An 18,475-nucleotide genomic window follows, 5' to 3' on the forward strand; every position below is an offset into this window, starting at 1 on the left:
AGTCAGAAGCTATGTTCCATATGAAAACCACTTTAATGGATCAAATACCAAAATGCAAAATGCATTTCCCATTTACCTCAGCATCTTTTGCCATATTCGCAAGCTTATTTAATTCGTTTATCAATTCAACTCTGTTATACATGAGTTTCTCATAATAGCCCCTCTGTTCATTTCCATCAAAACAATAATCTCCTGTAAGATTGATCTGATCAGGAGCAAGGTTGAATACATCAATCCATGCGCGAATTAGTTGATGAAACTTCGACAAAGCATCTTTTTCTTCAATAACCGTTATCCCATAGTTGTTCAGTCCACTACATCTTTTACAGGTAGATGGGTTCCATGTATTCAGCCAGTTAAGAGAATCATGAATGTATGCAATGAACTCATCTTCCAAGTCAGCATGTTCCTCTGCCATTAGTCCACTTTTATGTATAACTCCATGAGCATCCCATGAGTAGGAGGTGTAGATAGATTCATTGATTTCCGACTTATTTTCAATAACAAAATTATGAATAGGCATGCTTCCGAACCCCCGTTTTCTCTCGTGGTCCCCTTTTCATTCATCATAACCCATGTATTGGTAAATACGAAGTTATTATATAAGCTCAGAATGATCTACTTTCAACTCCTTTTGGGCTAGACAAAACATAAAAAAGATCCTGTCAGACTCCCAAAGTAGGGAGGAGACAGAACCTTCTTGAACATGGAAAGAGTTAGATTGAAATAGTGACTACTCCGTTCTTGCACGTACAAAGGTTTGAGACAGAATCCGATGGCTGCCAGCGATGTTTTCAATTTCAATGCTATACTCAGACTCTACATATTCAATGTGATGTTGTTCATAATATTTTCTCCATAATGAAACAGCCGATTGGTTATTAGCCAATTGCTCCACTTTGAATCTGCCCTGAAATTGTGCAAACACCAAATCAACCGCTTGAGCCGCCAATCCTTGCCCACGATACTTTTTGACCAGAAACAGTTCTTGGACTGTATAGTCGACATCATCATCTACAAATGGAGGAGAGCAAACCAGCACAAATCCGATTACCTTTCCTTCATCTAGAATAAAAAACGGATGTAATTCCGCCCGTTCCAGATAGAGATAGGTATTCGTTGGATCGAATTTCCCCTCTTTTAGCAAATCCTCACCCGAGAATTCGGAAAGATCATACAGATAAAGGTTGTACAAGTTTAAAAATAATTCTTTCTGACTTTTATCGATTCTGGTGATCTGTACATTCATGTCATTACACCTCACTTATTAATAAACCGCAATTCCCCATCTTTAGTTGCATAACACGCCCCTGCTTACCACTTAAATGTATCGCTTCAACTCCAGTAAATATAGGTAAAGTTTAATTTAAACGATGAAGAATCCTTCCCATCATAAAAGGATATGTTTAACCAAAAACGGACACGACATCGTCGCGTCCATGAGTAATCTCACTTATTTGATTAGATAATTAACTACAGGATAAGAAATCACATTCCGGTCTCTGTAGGTTGAAATCACCGCTTCGGAATGCGTACTTAGAATCCCATTTTGCAACATGACCGGTCTAAATCCTCGCTCCATCGCGCCATTATAGGTAAACAAAACACATTCTTCGGCGGCAAATCCCGAAATGATCAACAGCTCAACACCGTGACTCTTCAGAATCTGCTCCAAGTCTGTTTGCCAGAATGCATTGGAACTCTCCTTCGTCACTGTCAGATCCTTCTCAGTCACATCAACCTCAGAAATAATACGATACGCCTCAGAATTTGAATTCTCCATCCCTTCCACGTCTTGTACATGAACGACCACATGACCGCTCGAACGAAGCACGTCTGCAACATGATTGATATATTCACAAGCGCGGTCTATAGCTTTTTGATCTAACTTATCTCGTACAATACTCTCTTGCATATCCACGATCAGTAAACCTATTTTCATATCATCTCTCCTCTTACTTTCTTTCTCAGCATCATGATCTGTCCAATATGATACGCATTATGAATACACAGATTGGATATGACATTCCACCATGGGGCATTGAAGTACGATGGAATGGTCATCCCTAATTTTGCATCATCAATTTCCTCTACAGCCTGTATCCAGCGACTAAATGTTGCACCAATCTGTGCAATGCTTTTCTGCCAATCTTTTTCACTTACATGTGATGGGTTAACAATGAATGTCTCATCATTATTTATGCTATTGTCCGAACCCACATCACCCTTGATAAACCGCTCCAACCAAGTTTCATTCCAGAAAGTCAGATGATTCACCAACCTCCAGATCGATTGTCCCTCATCATTCAGCCATAAGGCCTGCGCAGCGGTTAGATCATGTAACATCTCATCCAGCGGCATAATGACAGGCAGCGAGTTGGTCCAACAGCACCAATTTGATACTCATGTTCGGCTCCTGTCTCCTTTAAAAATAAAAACTATTAGTCCTTGAACAACTCATTCAGCATCCGGTCGCGATTTTCCAGGAAACTGCGGGTGATCTGATAATGTTCTGTATCCTCATATTCCACTTCCTGAATCCCATCGTCGAAGCTCAGAATGCATGCTCCCGGATATCCCAGTAGAATCGGCGAATGCGTCGCGATAATAAATTGGGAAGTGCCTGATAGATCATGCAGAATGCGCAACAAGGAGAGTTGACGGGCTGGCGATAAGGCGGCTTCGGGCTCATCGAGCAGATAAATGCCTTTGGAATTGAATCGGTTCACGAACAGATTGAGAAAAGACTCCCCGTGGGATTGTTCATGCAACGAACGCCCACCATAATACCTGAGCGACTCCGGCCCCAATTCATCTACATGCGATGCAAATTGATAAAAGGACTCCGAGCGCATGAAGAAACCATTCGTGATTTTGGGCAACCAGGACAGACGCAAATAGTCACCCAATGATGATTCAGCAGCATCAATCTCAAATGCATTATTTTTCCCGCCCCCTGCTGTGTTAAATCCACATTGATGAGCGATACCTTCGAGCAGTGTGGACTTGCCCGATCCATTTTCGCCAACAAAGAAAGTAATGTTATTGTTGAATTCCAATCGCTCTAATGACTGTATGACGGTATATGAAACGGATATTGATCCGGATTTTCGACTTTAGCAGACAGTAACTCCACACTTCGAAGATACATAGACACACTCCTATTTTTATAACGTTGGACTCCTGTTGGTTTCAGTCCTGTTTATTGATCCACGGATGGATGATTTCTTTGCGGGTGATGATCTCAATGGTCTTGATAAAAAACCAGGTGAACCCGGCATAAAAACCGATATGCGGATATCGGAATGCCGCCGGTTTATTGCCTTCGTAATAGAAGTGCCCAATCCAGGACAGGACGTAATGGATAAGAGCCAGAACCAGCATGACTTTGATATTAATGAACAAGAAAATCCAAGCCACAAACGCCGATAAAAATGCGAAATAATGCAAGATGAGGTTGTTCCGATCCTGATGTTCCTGAAGATAATAACGCAAATCCTTGCGAACACGGTTCAACATCCGGTCACACTCATTTCACCCTAAAATGTGATCATGGCTCCTTTTTCATCAAATACGGCAGTTGGATTCCAAGTAACTTCCCAGCAGTTATTCTCCGGGTCCAGAAAATAGGCGATTCTTCCGTCCCAGGCAGCGTCGTAGGGCTCTTTGATTACATTACCTCCGGCTGCGCGAATTTTAGCAATGGTATCATCAACATCTTCCGCTTTATCCACATTGATTGCCAGCGACGTTCCCTTCAACCCGTCAGATGCACTGAATGTCATACCTGTATCTTTCTCAAGCTCCTGAATGGGATATAACGATAACAATACACCAGTCGTTTCAAAGACACTGTACTGATCTGAACTGATTGCTGTCTCACTCCAGCCAAGCTTCTTACACATTCCCTATATTAAACGACGAACAGACGGATGACAAAATTATGGTTGACGGCGGCAGATCAGCTTCTATATTATGTAGGAAGAACGTTCTGCATAAAAACATAAAATGAATTGGCGTGTTACCACCCCAGAGGGCATGAGCCAAGAAGCGAACATGAGACTATACTCGCTTCTTGGCTCTTTTTGCGTTCCGGAGACCTGGAAGCGTTAACTTTAGAAACGAGGAGGCGGTGAACCGTGAGTAAAGGAATGATGCTGCAGGTGGAGCGGGTCGTCGGCAGCAATATTGTTCTGGCCCGGTCGCACCAGAATACCAAGGAGTACGTACTGATCGGCAAAGGGTTGGGATTTGCGTTCAAGGTGGAAAGCACCATTCAGTCCGATGATCCGCGGATTGAGAAAAGGTTCCGGCTGGAGGACCGGGAGGAGTGGGGGCAGGCGCAGGAGTTGATGAAGGACTTGGACCCCAATGTCATCGACATCTCTGATCAGATTATCCGTCTCATCGCTGATCAGTTTCCTGGCAAGCTGAATGACAAGATCTACCTTGCTCTTCCAAGTCATATTCAGTTCACCTTATATCGTATCCGCAACGGGATGGAGATTCTGAATCCTTTCCTCACGGAGACAAAGCTCAGTTTTCCGAAAGAATTCGAAATCGCCTCGGAAGCGGCGGCCATGATCGGAGAGGCATTTGGCGTAGAGGTACCGGAGGATGAGGCCGGGTTCCTGACATACCATGTGTACTCCTCCGTGAATCACGTCCCTGTTGGACAGTTGGTTAAGGTATCCAATGTGATCAGCAAGCTTCAGTCCATTATTGAAGAGCAGGGTGGCGTTCGCTTTGAGCAGGGCAGCCTTAGCCAGGCAAGACTCCTGATACACCTGCGCTTCTCCATGGAACGCCTGTATCAGCAGCCGATGACGGCCCCCACCTTCGCACAATATGTGAAAAATGAATATCCGTCCGAATACCAGCTGGCCAGAAAGCTAAGTGCTGTAATGGCCGAGGATTTGGGTACAGAGGTACCCGAGGAAGAAACGGCTTTTCTCGCCATGCATTTATACCGGCTTTTTCAAACCCAAGCCAAAACCAACAACAGAGAGGATAACACACAATGATCTGGAAATGGAAAAACAATAAATCTGCCAAAACATCTGAGACAATATCCGTCGTCTCCCCACTCACCGGAACCTGCGTCAGTTTGGAAGAAGTGCCTGACGAAGCGTTCGCGCAAGGACTAATGGGTCCAGGAGTTGCAGTGATTCCCCAGGAGGGCAGGCTGATCGCACCTATCGACGGCACTGTGGTGCACCTGATTAAATCGCATCATGCCGTAATGATTGAGCATGCTTCTGGGCTACAGCTGCTGCTGCATATCGGTATGAATACTGTCAGTCTGAAAGGACAGGGCTTCACACCCCAAGTGCAGACCGGGGATCAGGTCGCTGTCGGTCAGACCCTGATCGAATTTGACCTGAATGCTATCGTTTCGGCTGGTTATCCGGTCATCACCCCTGTCATCGTTGCGAATGCGGCAGAACAGCCGTGGGAGTCACACCCGACGTATGGCAACGTAGAAGCGGGCTTGGGAACTATCATGAAAGTCAGCTTGCCCAAATAACATGAATCTAAAAAAGAAAGGAAGAACAATATGCTGAAAGCATTGCAAAAGCTAGGGAAATCCCTGATGCTTCCTGTAGCAACCCTGCCTGCAGCAGGTATTCTTCAAGGCTTGGGTCTTCTTAATTATGAAAAGGACATTCCGCTTGGACCCGTGATAGGGGGATTTCTCAATCAGTATGTCGTTCCATTCATGAATGAGGGAGCGGGGGCGATCTTCGGCAACCTTGCGCTCATCTTCGCCATCGGGGTGGCAATCGGACTTGCGGGGGATGCGGTCGCCGCTCTTTCCGCCCTGATCGCTTATATGGTGCTGATACGGATTCTGGGAGCCGTTCCAGGTGTATTCGGTTATATTCCTGACGATGTCAAGCTGGATACTGGCGTTTTGGGCGGGATATTTGCCGGACTGCTTGCAGCCTATATGTATAATAAATACCACAATATCAAGCTTCCTGACTGGCTCGGCTTCTTCTCCGGCAAACGCTTTGTGCCGATGGTCACCGCCGGCTCCATGCTGGTGTTGGCCATCCTGATCGGCATGATCTGGAGCCCGATTCAGGATGCCATCGGCGCTTTCGGCGCCTGGATTGTAGGCTTTGGCGGCTTTGGCTCCATGGTGTTCATGATCGCCAACCGCCTGCTCATCCCGCTCGGTCTGCATCATGTTCTGAACTCCATCGCCTGGTTCCAGATCGGGGATTATACCAATGCAGCCGGGGAAGTCGTGCACGGGGACCTAACCCGCTTCTTCAACGGAGACCCTACGGCAGGCATGTTCATGTCTGGATTCTTCCCGATTATGATGTTCGCTCTTCCGGCGGCGGCGCTTGCCTTGATTCATACAGCCAGGCCTGAAAAGCGCAAAATGGTCGCTTCGATCTTTATCGGCGCAGCGGTGGCTTCGTTCTTAACGGGTATTACCGAACCGCTCGAGTTCTCCTTCATGTTCGCGGCGCCTCTGCTGTATGTGGTGCACGCTATTCTTACCGGTGTAGCGGCACTGATCATGTACCTGCTGGATGTTAAGCTGGGCTTCGCCTTCTCCGCAGGTCTGATTGATTACCTCGTGAACATGAAGCTATCGACCAATCCGCTGCTCATGATTCCAGTCGGACTCGCATTTGCGGTCGTCTATTATTTCCTGTTCCGGTTCATGATTCTCAAGTTCAACCTGAAAACGCCGGGACGCGAGGATGACGCTTATGATGCCGATGGCCACACTCATGCTTCCGCCGTGGCAGCGGCGTCTGGCGACACCAAGGCTGGCAAAGTGCTCGCCGAGATCGGTGGAACAGATAATATCGAGAGCATCGATGCTTGCATCACTCGCCTCCGTCTTGTTGTTAAAGACGACAAAGCCATCAACGACCAGGCCCTCAAACAGCTTGGCGCTTCCGGCATCATGAGGCTTGGTGGCGGAGCTGTACAAGTCATCTTCGGCACCCAGTCCGAAATTCTGAAGGATGAGATTAAGAAACTGATGTAACGCTCGTCCTCCTTTGAGTTCAAAAGGTCGAGAACAGGGGTATGCTTTACCCTGTTCTCGACCTTTTTTATTACCAAGAAGCGCATGATATTCTTTTGAGTGGCCATGTCTTCTTTTGGTCTATGAGTTTTAATATACAAAGTTAATATACAAATCTGCGCTGCGCCCAATAGCTGAACACAAAGATCGATACCTCTGTTAACAGCTTGGCTGCAATCAGCGGGATAATCAATTTTTCATTGTAGAAGTACAACAATCCGTAATTTAATAACAGCACCAGAATGACCAGTGAGAAGTACTTCGGTAAAGACTGACGGACTCTGGACGTTTTCCCAGCTGAAAATACATATTTCCGATTGATCGTATAGTTGAAGATGGAGCTGCACAGTCTCGCTGCAACGACCGATAGAAACAGATTATGCGTGAAGTACTGGATCACGAACAGTAAGCCAAAATCGATCAAGGCCGATAACACCGAAGACGTACTGAACATCAGAATCGGCATATAAATGCGGAATGAATCTACCAATGGGCGAAAATGAGAGGATTTGTTATGATCCAGATAGACCGTATCAATAAACTCCTCTGTAATCTCATATCCTTCTTTATGAGCTGTTAGCAGCATGTTCATTTCATATTCAAATCTTTCCCCCGGTATCTGGCACAGCCAGTCCAGCATCGAGTACGGAAAACCTCGCAGGCCTGTCTGTGTATCGTATACTTTCGTACCTGTCGTGAGAGAAAAGACACCTCGTGTGACCGTGTTGCCAAAACGACTACGCGCTGGAATGGTTCCATTGAACCGACGGCTACCCAGTACAATCCCCGGATTCGTTTGCTCCAATAGTACATCAAAGATACGTTTGATATCATGCGGTAGATGCTGTCCGTCACTGTCTGCGCACACAATACCGCCCTGTGGGCCATGTTCCTTAATATATTGAAATCCTGTCTTGAGTGCACGTCCCTTGCCCAGATTAACCGTATGTGTCAAGACAGTACACCCATAGGCTTCTGCCGTCTCGAAAATCCCCCTGTAACCTGGTCCGCTACCATCATCTACAATGACAATGGGTCCTAACTGAAACGTCTGCAACTGCAACACGAGATTCAATAAACGAACATCCGGTTCGTATGATGGAATTAATATGGTCATGATCATTGTCCCTCTTTCAGATAAAGGATGTCACTTACGCCGCGTTCCTGGTTTCTCCCCAGCGGATTATTAACAACCCGACCCATGAAATACATTGTGGATGAACCGCCGCCGTCCAGATTGTAGGCTTCCGTTGCTCCAAGACCTTTCATGACATCGGCAAGCTCTGCCAGCGTCATGCCACGGCTGTCATCCTGCCGTCCGTCAACCACAACAAATACATAATGATTCGGGGCGATCATGCCGATTGCAGTTCTCGGATTGGCATCCTGGATCGACCGGTTGCCAAAGTTGTTATCGATTTTCACACTGCTGAAGTCACTTACAATCTCACCGTCCTGAATCAGAATCGGTCCAAAAGATAGCGTATTGGTCGCACCTTCCGCCAGCAATTCCGATGAGGATTCTTCTGTCTCGTTATATGTCTTCATCGTGCCATCACTGAACACTGCCATCGCATCACGCACCGGATCATCCCGATATACCGTACCATTGCGGATAATTACGCCATCATCACGGAAGCCGTAATAGTCACCATTGATGGCAAAGATGGCATTGTTGGCCAATGCTATCTCTGAGGTGTTTTCGGTAATATTCGTGCCAAAGCTGTTATCTGCCAGAGCCGAGCGCAGGCTGCTCGCATCTGTCAGCTGTACATCTGCGACGTAATACGTAATTTTATCTGAGCCGGACCCCGTCTGCACCTTATCGATTTTGACCTGCATATCATCGCTGGAATAGTTCCAGTCATCTGACGTTGCATTTACTTCAGTCGTCGGGGTTGAAGTATCATTAGAGGTGCTGGTTACTGATGTATTGTCATCCGCTACAACAACCTGTACATGCCGGATTAAGTAGCGATCTGCCAGGCTGTATATCACGGTACCAAGGCCCAGAACAATAACAAGGATAATCATCAGCCATTTGCGCCTTGGTTTTGCATTTTTATATGGGTCGTTCTCGTTGGTTTTCGGATAGATCTTCATCATGTGAAGTTCACCTCTTCATCTAAGTTCTTAAGGCTCATCATAGGCGGGCTAGCTTAAATGAATCTGAAACAGGCTGAACGCAAAAAAAAGAAGGTCATCCTTTCCCCCGAGAGGAAATCAGACAACCTTCCATATAAGTGATAATGATGGATCTCAATCTATATATATACCCCAAATAGGGACAAGTACGATGCTAAACAACTTTCTATAAACGGGACTGTTCACCAGCAAAAAGAACATCGTATGCAGGGCAGGGCTGCTTTTCTAGATAATCCATTAACGCTTGTGGTTGCTTGGTATAAATATCCTTCAAAGACGTACCCTCGTAGATATTGCCGATCACGACTGGGTGGCATAACTCACAGATGAGAATATCCCCATTACCGTGTAAATGCAGCTGCTTCGTCCCATCCACACAATTGGAGAAATACACACCCGGTTGTTCTCGTAACCCCAATTGCTCCGCGAAACGATCCATACAGGTAAAATATAATGTCGTATCTTCTTTCTTGTGCTTGATCAGATCATTTACGGACTGGATGAGGGACTCCTTGGAGGCAATCTTGCTCCATTTACTGTGTGGCATCACGATGCTGTTCTGAATCTCATGGATGCGCACACCCAGTTCATAGACTTTATCGCTAATAGCTTGCATGTTCGCTTGGGTTCCTTCGAATAACAGCGTTTCAAGCACAGTTTCCAGCCCCGCTTCAGTACAAAGACGTATGTTATGCTCCAATCGCTCATACATGCGCGGATGTATACGATAATATGCTGCATATGCATCCCGATCTGTATAGTTAAAAGATATATGAATATTGGACAAGCCTGCATCCCGCAAAGCATGAATTCGTTCTTCCGTTAGCAGGCTGGCATTGGTATTTAATTGCGTGTCGATGCCATGTTCCCCACAATACGTCACAATCTCCAGGCAATCCTGATATTTCAGAGTCACCTCTCCCCCGGACAAACGCACCCGCTTGAGCCGCGGAAGCTCACGGATGATTCGGATAACCTCCTGACCGCTGATGCATTGCCCATCGTCCCGATTGTAGGCGCAGCAATAGTCGCATTTGTAATTGCAATTGGAGGTCACGCCGACCTCCAGTCCTTCCAGTTCATATACGCCGGGTGTTTCAAGCTCAAGTGATTTATATCTGTTTTTCGTTGTCAATTCAATGTACCTCCCGATTCCTTATCCATGTTTTTTCAACTTGGAGATTATAACGGATCCCGGTCGATGCTCGATATGACATTGTGTACGTTGGGGGAGTTTTAAAATTTATACTTTTAATACAGCTCTCAATGATTCAACTGCTTTTCCCATCAATAAGGGTTCTGTTATCCATCTTCGCGATGCGAATAACGGCCCTTATCGTCAATAGCACATACACGGCGCTCTTTAATATACTCAGACCAATTCATCACCCGTCTCATCTTCTCTTCAAACACTTTATCTACAAATCCCATAATTACAAAGCGAGACTTGTTGCATTCTTCCAAAAATGATTTCTGAGAGTGAGTTATAGGATCTTCAAGTAATGTGAGTGCTTCGTTGGAAATAGCTTGTTTGGCTCGATAATGATAGATCTCTGCTTTTGAACCAAGGGGTTGACGAATATTGGAAAGATTATAGATACGCAGAATACCACTTGGCTCAGAATGACCTTCAAAACTTAATTTGATTAGCTTAATTATATTTCTCATTGTCAAGTCTGCGTAATCATTAACTTCAAAAGTATTGCCTTCACTAGTACCATTTTTATAAGAAATCCATTCTGCTGTCTTCTTCAATTCAAAACTTCCGGGATTTGTCATGATTACCATACCCATTTGTTCAGTAGATTCTCCGAAATGTATTGAAGTATTATGTCTTAATAGTAAGGCCTCATTATCATGGTACACTCTGGATATTTTCTCATCATATACCCTCACCTCACATAAAAAGTTGAAGTTGTGTTTGAATCAAAATCTTCTCTGGTCATCGCATACAAATTCAAATCCTGCATTTCGTTTTTAATTTTCATATAACTCCGTAAAAGCCCCTCGAATTTCATGCCTGTCTTTTCCATGACCTTTGCGGAGCCGATGTTACCCACCAGACATTTAGCCTGAATTCGTTCCAACCCGATGTCTTCAAATCCAAATTGAATGATTCGGCTAATCGCTTCCGTCATGATGCCTTGGCCCCAGTACTCATTGGATAACACATAACCTAATTCCACCCTCATACTGTTGCTGTCGCATCCTAAATAATTGCAGCTGCCAATCAACTTCTTCGTTTGTTTATCCTCAATCCCCCATGGCCCCAGCTTATCCACCTCATATCGACTCATGACAAAATCAATAAAGCCTTTCGTATCCTCCTTGCTCTGATGTGCGTCCCAAGTTGTGTACTCCGATACAGCAGGAACCGCGCAATAACGGTACATCTCATCCAGATCAGCATAGGTAATGGGCCTAAGGAGCAATCGTTCTGTTTCCAATACCGGAAATGGATCAAAATAACTTTCAATGGACTTCATATGTATGCCTCCCCAGCTTATACAAATTAATTTAGCAACTGTTGCTGATAAGAACTCACACTATCCAGTTAATCTGTTTTGTTCTGGCTTCCCGCTTCTTGATCTACAGATTCATAACTCACAAAACGCTTGAGACTTTCTTTGGTTTTGGAGCTGGTTGCTTCATATTCCGCCCATACTAAATAGAACAAACCCAGGATTAAAGCAGCTATACTCCAACTTTGCGGAGCGGTTCCCACATAATTCAGCATCTCCTGAAACAATTCCGAATTCCACGAAGCCACACCAGAACCAAAAATGGCAGCACTCAAATATCGAACACCGTATAGAAATGCCGCTATGACCAGCAGCAGTGTCCCTGTAGTTCTACGACTCACACAATTCCCCCCTTTATCAAATCACGGCCATAATCGCCGTTGCTTCCATTGCCCATGTTGCAGAATATATTGGATTCGCACATGCTTTCGCTCCGGGTCTCCCTGCCAGAACTCAACTTCCTTTGCGTTCACGGCGTACAGTCTCCAATTCGGTGTAATGACATCAGAATCCCGGCTGATCCGCTCTTTCTGAGCGGCAATGGCGCGTTCCAATTCTTCCTCACTCTCCAGCTCCTGACTCTGTCGTCCTGTCATCGCAACTGCGCGCGCACCTGCCGATCTTTTCCGAAAATCCGCTGCACCTGCTTCCTCGCCCATATCCACGGCTTCTCCTCTTATGCGGATCTGTCTGCCCAATGTAGGCCAGTAAAAGGTCAGTGCCACATGCGGATTGTTCTCCAGCTGCTGTCCTTTTCGACTCTCAGAGCCAGATGCAAAATAAAAAGCTTCGTCAACTACGTCTTTCATTATCAATACTCGTGCATCAGGAAAACCATTCGAATCCACTGTCGAAATCGTCATCGCATGAGGTTCTTTCACCCCGTAATCTATAGCCAGTCTCAGCCATTTCAGAAAAAGATCCCCTGGTCGATCCGGTAACTGTTCGGTGTCCCAAGTCGGAAAAGGTCCAGACAAGGACTTCAACCCACGCAACAAATCACTTGGTTTATTAATCATATCTGCAACCTCCTTATACTTCCATTTCATTCCATTGTAGCGTAGTAGGCCATTTTCTCAACTCTTTATTTTGAAATGATTGATATGTTCAATCTATTTTCACTGATAAAAGAAGGATATATTAAACAAAATAGCAAATAACCTACATTAGAGTTTTTTCATTTCGAAAGGAGTGATGTGGTATGAAGAATAACCATGTTGCAATGATTTTTAGGAAGGATACGAAGTAAGTGCAGAGGATAAATTCCTCTGCAAAGTAAAATTTGGGAGGAACTCCGAATGGTAGTTGTATTAAAGCCAGTGTCTAATGAAAATTGGTATGAATGTACCCAGCTTAAAGTTAAGCCAGAACAGCTTAATATCTTTCCTGCACCTGTCGTTTATTGGATTGCTGAATCTAAATATGTTGATGATTTTGAATTACGTGCTATTTACTCGGAAGAGGTTTTAGTCGGTTTTCTCGTATTCTGTGCGAACCCAGACAAGGATGATAACTACTGGATTCCTGCCATAATGATTGACGAGAAGCATCAAGGAAAAGGTTATGGCAAGGCAGCAATGAAAACTTTGATTCAGCTTATGCGTATTTCAAATTGCACAAGAATCATGATTGGACACCGACCAGACAATCTAATTGCGGGAAAGTTGTATGAATCTTTAGGGTTTATAAAAACTAGTGAAGAAGTAATAGATGGTGAAATAGTGCGTCTGCTTCAGATAAACTAAATAATATATATAAAGACTGACGGCACCTGTCGGCAGTCTTTATATTCCCTTTTCTAACCTAGATGACTCATCATATTCATGCTGCTAAACTCCCAACCATTCACTCCTTTTTCAAGCGTATGAACACTGGTATTCCCAATAGAATGAAACACCGATGTATTGGTCCAATTTTGGTTTCCTAAGAGATAATAAAGGATGTTGATTACTCCGCCGTGCGTGACCAGTAGAACATTCGATTTGATCTGTTGCTCCTCTATACTTCGGCATAAATCCCGAAAGGATGTACATATTCTGTTATAAAAATTCCGAGGACTTTCTCCTCCTGGAAACGGAGTGTCCATGCCAAGAGTGTTAAAATAAACTCCGGCATATTTCAATTCTGCTTCCTTATTTGGCATTCCAGCCAAATCTCCGTTGTTCATTTCTCTCCAGTCTTTCAGATAAAGCCCCTTTATGTACAGTCTTTTTTCAAGCTCTTTGGCAGTCTGTACTGCGCGCGGAAGATCACTGCTAATCACTGTGTTTATCTTATATTGCTCTGAATGATGGTACAGGTAATCTCCGAGCCTCGCCGATTGAGTAACACCTTCTTCAATGAGCCCTCGCTGACTCCAACCACCTCTGTAGCCCTCCTCATCCATCCCATGCCTTACCAAGAAAATCTTCAAGATATCTCCTCCTCTATTTGAAACCCTTATAACAAACCCCGGCCTTAGATCTTCCATCTTAGGTCGGGGCTTATGTTTTTATTTCACAAACGTATTGTGAACTCGAACTGATTTGATAAAATAAGGAATCCATATGGCACAGGTGAGTACCGTCCTACCTATCCCTTTTAACGAACTTCCATCCTCAAGTTCTACCGCCATAGGAATCTGAAGTAACAACAGATAATCAATGATGCCCACGGCTAGACTCACACTGTAAAACATAATCATAAGACGAGGGAATATCGATTTCTTTCTATAAAACGTAATCAGCGTATATACGCTAAATACTAAAAATAGCACATTATATACCGTTTCAAAAATGAGAACCGGGCCCCACCATGCGTGATAATAGTCAGATTGTTTGGAAGTTAAGAGCTCCCAAGTCTCTGTCGTCATTGAAGGTACAAGGTATTGAAATAATTGCACAACAAGCATAATGATGGTGAGATAAAGTCCAATATGGACAAGAATCAACCATCCCCCAAGTCCTGATATACCCAAAGGTCGATAATCAACCTTCTTTTCTTCAATTTGTGGTTCCACTAAATAATACCTCCTATTCTGTTTTGTTATTCTGAGATGATTCCTCTTTCTCGTGTAAACTTTTACACAACTGTATTATTATACAATGCGAGGAAGAGATACGATACCAATTTCTCCAATTAAAGCCATTGACCAACAAAAGAGGGTTACTCTTTAAAAGATAATCCCTCTTCTTCAAGTGCTTGTCGAAGTTTTGGCATTGCAGAAGGCCCGATCCCGTGCAGCTTCAAAATCTCTTTTTCGGTGTATTGCGAGAGTATCTGCAATGTCGTAATCCCCTGATTCTCCAGCGCACGTCTGGCGGGTGCAGACAGCAATGAAAGAATTCCTTCTTTCGGTTTCCGTTCCTTCTCACATACCGGACAAGTTGGACAATCGCTACTTTTGTAATAGGAATGCCCTTGTTCGCATGTTCTTAGTGTTCCTTTAGTGTTTGCCATGTTAGTCACCCCTTCCTGTATCGGATAACAATTATCTCGGATTTAGCTACTCAACCAGTTCTCAACATCTGAGATCATATCCTCATATTGTTTTAAAGCCTCTATAGTCCATGTAACTTGTGATGTTCCCATTTGTTGTTCTTCATCGTCTGTGCATTCAATCCACAAAGAGCGTTTTAGACTGTATTCGAGCCAATCCAATTTTCCGGAAAAACCATTATCGAGAACCCTTCTCAAAGTGGCGTTTAAATTCCCCACTCGAGACCGATATCCATTTATAAAAGCCAAGAACCTTTCTTTGCCCACGTTTCCGGTCTGATCTACAGACCAATACATCGCTGTTTCCACCAGATCATGCATCGGATTGATATAACCCGCTGATTCCCAATCAATAATGATGGGGTTGTCCTGCTGCCACATCACGTTCTTAGGCTCAAGATCTCTATGGCTAATAACTGTATTTGAGGCCAGCATTACTGATGCTTTTTTTGCCTGAGCACTCCACTCATAGAGCTTTTGAATGTTATCAGCTAATAAGATCGTCCAATCCGAATTTTCTTTCTGCCCTTTGGTTAAATAATCATTCCAATCGATTTCTTTGGAATGATCCAACTGAAGGTCAGGAATATGAAGCTGTGAAAAATCAGTTTTATGAATATCCGCAAGAATCATGCCCATATGCTCACAATGGGTTTCGGTTACTTCATGAAGCTCCAGACTTTTTCCATCGATCCAGTCAAATATAAGATAAAATTGATGATCTAAGATCTGCATCGAAGAACCGCTTATCACTTTGGCAGGTTGAGCATCGATAAAATTTGCTGCCACGTTTGCTATTTTTTCGGATTGAATATAATTTTGCATAGCTGTAGGTCTACTCATAATTTGAGGATTCAGTGCTTTCACAGCATATTTGGCATGTGTAGTTTCAATGGCATACATGCGATGTAAAAGCCCACCCGAGATTGCCTTGGGTGTACTGATCAACTCACCAAGTTCTAATTCAGCGACGAGTTTTTCGAATTTTAGATTATATTGAATATTATTCATACGTTACAACACCTTTTGGAAACTACCAATATCCAATCTGCGATCAAATTTATATCCCACGCCTTTAAACATCGCACATTGCTCATACCCATGCTTTTCGAACAGGGACTTGCTGCGTGTGTTTTCCATGCATACCGTAGCAATCAAGGTGTAGAACCCTTGCTCGCGCGCAACATCCTCTATATATCGCAGTGCCGTTCCACCAATACCCTTCCCTACGATATCCGGTTTCAAATAAATGGTTACTTCTCCCGAGAAGTCATAGGCTTGTTTGCTCTTGTATTGCGTAATTAGCACATACCCTTTAATTTCGTTCTCTTCTTTAATGACAAACGATTTAAAGCGCGGATCTCTGTTTATGACAGATGCCTTGATTTCTTTCAGGGTCAATTCTTCAGTATGAAACGAGATAGTCGTGTTGGAAACGTAGTAATTATATATTTCTCTGACTTCAGTCAAATCCTGCTCCGTTATTTCTTCAAAAGAGTAGATGGACATTTCCAGTTTCATACTGATAAATAACATGTCCTCGTCATGCACTTTGCTATAAAACTCCTTATCTCTTTTAAAGCCTATCCGCTCATACACTTTAATTGCTCGTTCGTTGAATGTGGCAACAACCAGCCGAAACTGAGAACTTTTGAAATGATTTTGCAAGAATACTAAACTTTGTTTAAGGAACACAGACCCTATCTTTTGTCCTGTCAGATCTGGATCTAATCCAAGGCCTATATCCAGATATCCTTCTTCTTGATACAATCCGATTGAGGTTCCTCCCGGAACTCGAGCTGATGCCCCACAACAAATAAATCCTACTAACCTCTCCAGTTCATCCAGGACTGAAAAGTACTCCCCATTCATCAATTCTTGAATATCTTTATTGGATTCAGAGAAACTGTACATCGCGTATTCCTCTTCATATTTCCAGGTAACGATTTTTTCTGCATCAGCTATTTTCATTGGATGATAGGATAAAAGCATGAATAGTCCCCCTTTTTATACACTTACGAGCTTAATGAAGTCGATAGAGACACCATCACTGTTTTTCATACAGACTGGCACTCCAGTTCCCCTGTTTCATTCTGCGGATGTATTGGAATCCATAATCCTTATAGTATTGATTAAGTCTCAGGTTATCTGCCATGCAATCCAGCCGGATCAAGGTCTTACCTTTTTGCCTAATGTTCTCTTCAGCTGATTTTAGAAGGAGTAGACCTATATTTTGCCCTTTAAAATCTCTATTCACTGCGAATCGGTGTATGTACCCGGAATTGGTGTTGTCGAGTTCTTCCCAGATCAGGGGGTCTGACCACGTTAAGGTATACGTCCCTACGATTTCGTGATTTATTTCAGCAAGATATACGTCAGATCCATCCGTGATGAATTCATTTACTTGTTCCAAATTGAAATACTCAGGACGCCATTGATATATCTCTTTGGAGTTCAGCCATCGGGCAGACTCCTGCCATAGGTTCAACACAATGGAAGCTTCCTCCGGTAATGCAAGTCTAGTTATGAGTTTAGTATTAAGTTGCTCCATCAAGATCCCTCGCTTATTCAAAAGTTAAAATCTTTTCCCTGGATAATTACTTTATTGCAAACGGTCTATTACCGATACTAAGCATGGCGCGTCTGAATATTTTAATCGACCTCTTACGCATCAGAAGGTTCCTCCGGCAGATATTCGTTTGTTTAAAAAGCTGAACCAAAACTCCTCACTCGTGACTCCTTACTGCTCCTTGTTACTTCACTTTATAAAAATACGGTCCGCACCTGGATTCATGGGTATGTACATACGTCCACGTGAATTCTTGGTCAAAAATATAAATGTCCTGTTCCGAATCAAAATCTTCTGCGATGACCTTATTCGCATTCTGAAATACCTGTATGAATGGTGTATGTTGATACATGACATACAACTCGTTATTATTTTCGGCATTAAAAGCATCTCGTGCTGCATCGTCTGTTAGGCAATCCTGTTTCTCATAACTGAACATATGCCACTTGTACTGGCTATAATAGATGGCCTCTTTTACCTCTTCACTGATGTTCTTGGCAAATGTGTTATCCCATTTCTGTATAATCTCTTCGGATTCCTCGCACAATTCAGTCACAAGGACCCCCTTATCCTCCAAATTTTTGTTATACATATATTTGCGGTGCACAAGCTCGATTCGCGAGTACACCACATTTAGTTCATGGTCCGGTAGAGCATCCAGCAACTCATTAATTTCATCTCTAATCATCATAACCTCCGAAGTTTGTA

At 43.7% G+C, this 18,475-nt stretch carries 24 protein-coding genes and 1 pseudogene; 4 read left to right on the forward strand and 21 right to left on the reverse strand.

What is annotated here, in order from left to right:
• Positions 1-40 precede the first annotated feature (40 nt).
• The 7 genes and pseudogenes from BUA17_RS15335 to BUA17_RS15365 all read right to left on the reverse strand — a co-directional run bounded on the left by BUA17_RS15335 (position 41) and on the right by BUA17_RS15365 (position 3,905).
• On the reverse strand, positions 41-523 hold the full coding sequence (locus BUA17_RS15335) for a hypothetical protein (protein ID WP_063564083.1): 483 nt from the start codon (positions 521-523) through the stop codon (positions 41-43).
• 210 nt (positions 524-733) lie between these two features.
• Positions 734-1,249 (reverse strand): GNAT family N-acetyltransferase, encoded by a 516-nt coding sequence (locus tag BUA17_RS15340; RefSeq protein WP_072734148.1) that lies wholly within the window; start codon positions 1,247-1,249, stop codon positions 734-736.
• Positions 1,250-1,453: 204 nt separating this feature from the next.
• Positions 1,454-1,942, reverse strand: coding sequence for a cysteine hydrolase family protein (locus tag BUA17_RS15345; protein ID WP_063564081.1), 489 nt, complete (start codon positions 1,940-1,942; stop codon positions 1,454-1,456).
• Complete coding sequence (locus tag BUA17_RS15350; RefSeq protein WP_211754050.1) at positions 1,939-2,346, reverse strand: DinB family protein; 408 nt, start codon at positions 2,344-2,346, stop codon at positions 1,939-1,941. The genes BUA17_RS15345 and BUA17_RS15350 overlap by 4 nt, the downstream gene beginning before the upstream one ends.
• Before the next feature lie 95 nt (positions 2,347-2,441).
• A pseudogene (locus BUA17_RS15355) lies at positions 2,442-3,151 on the reverse strand (AAA family ATPase).
• Positions 3,152-3,192: 41 nt separating this feature from the next.
• Positions 3,193-3,519 (reverse strand): DUF962 domain-containing protein, encoded by a 327-nt coding sequence (locus tag BUA17_RS15360; RefSeq protein ID WP_072734149.1) that lies wholly within the window; start codon positions 3,517-3,519, stop codon positions 3,193-3,195.
• Positions 3,520-3,539: 20 nt separating this feature from the next.
• Positions 3,540-3,905, reverse strand: coding sequence for a VOC family protein (locus BUA17_RS15365; RefSeq protein ID WP_072734150.1), 366 nt, complete (start codon positions 3,903-3,905; stop codon positions 3,540-3,542).
• Between the two features lie 234 nt (positions 3,906-4,139).
• Between BUA17_RS15365 and BUA17_RS15370 the strand changes: the two genes are divergently transcribed.
• Genes BUA17_RS15370 through BUA17_RS15380 form a run of 3 tightly spaced genes read left to right on the forward strand, consistent with a single transcriptional unit; the run spans position 4,140 to position 7,015 of the window.
• Entirely contained in the window at positions 4,140-5,024 is an 885-nt protein-coding gene (locus tag BUA17_RS15370) for a PRD domain-containing protein (protein WP_244552152.1), read from the forward strand.
• Positions 5,021-5,527: a PTS sugar transporter subunit IIA gene (locus tag BUA17_RS15375; protein WP_072734151.1), complete on the forward strand. Its 507-nt coding sequence runs from the start codon at positions 5,021-5,023 to the stop codon at positions 5,525-5,527. The genes BUA17_RS15370 and BUA17_RS15375 overlap by 4 nt, the downstream gene beginning before the upstream one ends.
• A gap of 30 nt (positions 5,528-5,557) precedes the next feature.
• A complete protein-coding gene (locus BUA17_RS15380) occupies positions 5,558-7,015 on the forward strand; it encodes a PTS transporter subunit EIIC (protein ID WP_072734152.1) in 1,458 nt (485 codons plus the stop codon).
• Positions 7,016-7,157: 142 nt separating this feature from the next.
• On the opposite strand, the gene BUA17_RS15385 is transcribed toward BUA17_RS15380, so the two are convergent.
• The 7 genes from BUA17_RS15385 to BUA17_RS15415 all read right to left on the reverse strand — a co-directional run bounded on the left by BUA17_RS15385 (position 7,158) and on the right by BUA17_RS15415 (position 12,740).
• Positions 7,158-8,171 carry a bifunctional glycosyltransferase family 2/GtrA family protein gene (locus tag BUA17_RS15385; RefSeq protein WP_072734153.1) on the reverse strand — a complete coding sequence of 338 codons (1,014 nt, stop codon included), beginning with the start codon at positions 8,169-8,171 and terminating at the stop codon, positions 7,158-7,160.
• 2 nt (positions 8,172-8,173) lie between these two features.
• Positions 8,174-9,160, reverse strand: a complete 987-nt coding sequence (locus BUA17_RS15390) for a phosphodiester glycosidase family protein (protein ID WP_083584724.1) — start codon at positions 9,158-9,160, stop codon at positions 8,174-8,176.
• Positions 9,161-9,365: 205 nt separating this feature from the next.
• A complete protein-coding gene (locus BUA17_RS15395) occupies positions 9,366-10,334 on the reverse strand; it encodes a radical SAM protein (protein ID WP_072734154.1) in 969 nt (322 codons plus the stop codon).
• A 167-nt stretch (positions 10,335-10,501) separates the two neighbouring features.
• Complete coding sequence (locus BUA17_RS15400) at positions 10,502-10,978, reverse strand: hypothetical protein (RefSeq protein WP_139295667.1); 477 nt, start codon at positions 10,976-10,978, stop codon at positions 10,502-10,504.
• Between the two features lie 113 nt (positions 10,979-11,091).
• Positions 11,092-11,685: a GNAT family N-acetyltransferase gene (locus BUA17_RS15405; RefSeq protein ID WP_072734156.1), complete on the reverse strand. Its 594-nt coding sequence runs from the start codon at positions 11,683-11,685 to the stop codon at positions 11,092-11,094.
• Between the two features lie 68 nt (positions 11,686-11,753).
• On the reverse strand, positions 11,754-12,062 hold the full coding sequence (locus BUA17_RS15410) for a hypothetical protein (protein WP_072734157.1): 309 nt from the start codon (positions 12,060-12,062) through the stop codon (positions 11,754-11,756).
• 21 nt (positions 12,063-12,083) lie between these two features.
• Positions 12,084-12,740 (reverse strand): pyridoxine/pyridoxamine 5'-phosphate oxidase, encoded by a 657-nt coding sequence (locus BUA17_RS15415; RefSeq protein ID WP_072734158.1) that lies wholly within the window; start codon positions 12,738-12,740, stop codon positions 12,084-12,086.
• Between the two features lie 279 nt (positions 12,741-13,019).
• Here BUA17_RS15415 and BUA17_RS15420 point away from each other — a divergent pair, with 279 nt between their 5' ends.
• A complete protein-coding gene (locus BUA17_RS15420) occupies positions 13,020-13,466 on the forward strand; it encodes a GNAT family N-acetyltransferase (RefSeq protein WP_072734159.1) in 447 nt (148 codons plus the stop codon).
• 53 nt (positions 13,467-13,519) lie between these two features.
• Here the strand turns inward: BUA17_RS15420 and BUA17_RS15425 are convergent, their stop codons facing one another.
• The 7 genes from BUA17_RS15425 to BUA17_RS15460 all read right to left on the reverse strand — a co-directional run bounded on the left by BUA17_RS15425 (position 13,520) and on the right by BUA17_RS15460 (position 18,458).
• The gene (locus BUA17_RS15425; RefSeq protein ID WP_072734160.1) at positions 13,520-14,134 is read right to left on the reverse strand and encodes a histidine phosphatase family protein; all 615 of its coding nucleotides are present in this window, start codon (positions 14,132-14,134) and stop codon (positions 13,520-13,522) included.
• A 78-nt stretch (positions 14,135-14,212) separates the two neighbouring features.
• Complete coding sequence (locus tag BUA17_RS15430; RefSeq protein ID WP_072734161.1) at positions 14,213-14,719, reverse strand: DUF2569 domain-containing protein; 507 nt, start codon at positions 14,717-14,719, stop codon at positions 14,213-14,215.
• Positions 14,720-14,865: 146 nt separating this feature from the next.
• A complete protein-coding gene (locus tag BUA17_RS15435) occupies positions 14,866-15,159 on the reverse strand; it encodes an RNA polymerase alpha subunit C-terminal domain-containing protein (protein WP_072734162.1) in 294 nt (97 codons plus the stop codon).
• A gap of 42 nt (positions 15,160-15,201) precedes the next feature.
• Positions 15,202-16,209, reverse strand: coding sequence for an aminoglycoside phosphotransferase family protein (locus BUA17_RS15440; protein ID WP_072734163.1), 1,008 nt, complete (start codon positions 16,207-16,209; stop codon positions 15,202-15,204).
• A gap of 3 nt (positions 16,210-16,212) precedes the next feature.
• Positions 16,213-17,190, reverse strand: a complete 978-nt coding sequence (locus BUA17_RS31680; RefSeq protein WP_244552153.1) for a GNAT family N-acetyltransferase — start codon at positions 17,188-17,190, stop codon at positions 16,213-16,215.
• Positions 17,191-17,245: 55 nt separating this feature from the next.
• The gene (locus BUA17_RS15455) at positions 17,246-17,689 is read right to left on the reverse strand and encodes a GNAT family N-acetyltransferase (RefSeq protein ID WP_244552154.1); all 444 of its coding nucleotides are present in this window, start codon (positions 17,687-17,689) and stop codon (positions 17,246-17,248) included.
• Positions 17,690-17,951: 262 nt separating this feature from the next.
• On the reverse strand, positions 17,952-18,458 hold the full coding sequence (locus BUA17_RS15460) for a DUF4275 family protein (protein ID WP_244552155.1): 507 nt from the start codon (positions 18,456-18,458) through the stop codon (positions 17,952-17,954).
• Positions 18,459-18,475: the final 17 nt, after the last annotated feature.

This window comes from Paenibacillus sp. ov031, from assembly GCF_900143165.1.
GTDB lineage: Bacteria > Bacillota > Bacilli > Paenibacillales > Paenibacillaceae > Paenibacillus > Paenibacillus marchantiae.

Bases quoted from the DNA above. Each gene is read 5' to 3' on its own strand.
- BUA17_RS15335 (WP_063564083.1), bottom strand. From the start codon at position 523: ATGCCTATTCATAATTTTGTTATTGAAAATAAGTCGGAAATCAATGAA.
- BUA17_RS15340 (WP_072734148.1), bottom strand. From the start codon at position 1,249: ATGAATGTACAGATCACCAGAATCGATAAAAGTCAGAAAGAATTATTT.
- BUA17_RS15345 (WP_063564081.1), bottom strand. From the start codon at position 1,942: ATGAAAATAGGTTTACTGATCGTGGATATGCAAGAGAGTATTGTACGA.
- BUA17_RS15350 (WP_211754050.1), bottom strand. From the start codon at position 2,346: ATGTTACATGATCTAACCGCTGCGCAGGCCTTATGGCTGAATGATGAG.
- BUA17_RS15360 (WP_072734149.1), bottom strand. From the start codon at position 3,519: ATGTTGAACCGTGTTCGCAAGGATTTGCGTTATTATCTTCAGGAACAT.
- BUA17_RS15365 (WP_072734150.1), bottom strand. From the start codon at position 3,905: ATGTGTAAGAAGCTTGGCTGGAGTGAGACAGCAATCAGTTCAGATCAG.
- BUA17_RS15375 (WP_072734151.1), top strand. From the start codon at position 5,021: ATGATCTGGAAATGGAAAAACAATAAATCTGCCAAAACATCTGAGACA.
- BUA17_RS15380 (WP_072734152.1), top strand. From the start codon at position 5,558: ATGCTGAAAGCATTGCAAAAGCTAGGGAAATCCCTGATGCTTCCTGTA.
- BUA17_RS15385 (WP_072734153.1), bottom strand. From the start codon at position 8,171: ATGACCATATTAATTCCATCATACGAACCGGATGTTCGTTTATTGAAT.
- BUA17_RS15390 (WP_083584724.1), bottom strand. From the start codon at position 9,160: ATGATGAAGATCTATCCGAAAACCAACGAGAACGACCCATATAAAAAT.
- BUA17_RS15400 (WP_139295667.1), bottom strand. From the start codon at position 10,978: ATGACAAATCCCGGAAGTTTTGAATTGAAGAAGACAGCAGAATGGATT.
- BUA17_RS15405 (WP_072734156.1), bottom strand. From the start codon at position 11,685: ATGAAGTCCATTGAAAGTTATTTTGATCCATTTCCGGTATTGGAAACA.
- BUA17_RS15415 (WP_072734158.1), bottom strand. From the start codon at position 12,740: ATGATTAATAAACCAAGTGATTTGTTGCGTGGGTTGAAGTCCTTGTCT.
- BUA17_RS15420 (WP_072734159.1), top strand. From the start codon at position 13,020: ATGGTAGTTGTATTAAAGCCAGTGTCTAATGAAAATTGGTATGAATGT.
- BUA17_RS15435 (WP_072734162.1), bottom strand. From the start codon at position 15,159: ATGGCAAACACTAAAGGAACACTAAGAACATGCGAACAAGGGCATTCC.
- BUA17_RS15440 (WP_072734163.1), bottom strand. From the start codon at position 16,209: ATGAATAATATTCAATATAATCTAAAATTCGAAAAACTCGTCGCTGAA.
- BUA17_RS31680 (WP_244552153.1), bottom strand. From the start codon at position 17,190: ATGCTTTTATCCTATCATCCAATGAAAATAGCTGATGCAGAAAAAATC.
- BUA17_RS15460 (WP_244552155.1), bottom strand. From the start codon at position 18,458: ATGATGATTAGAGATGAAATTAATGAGTTGCTGGATGCTCTACCGGAC.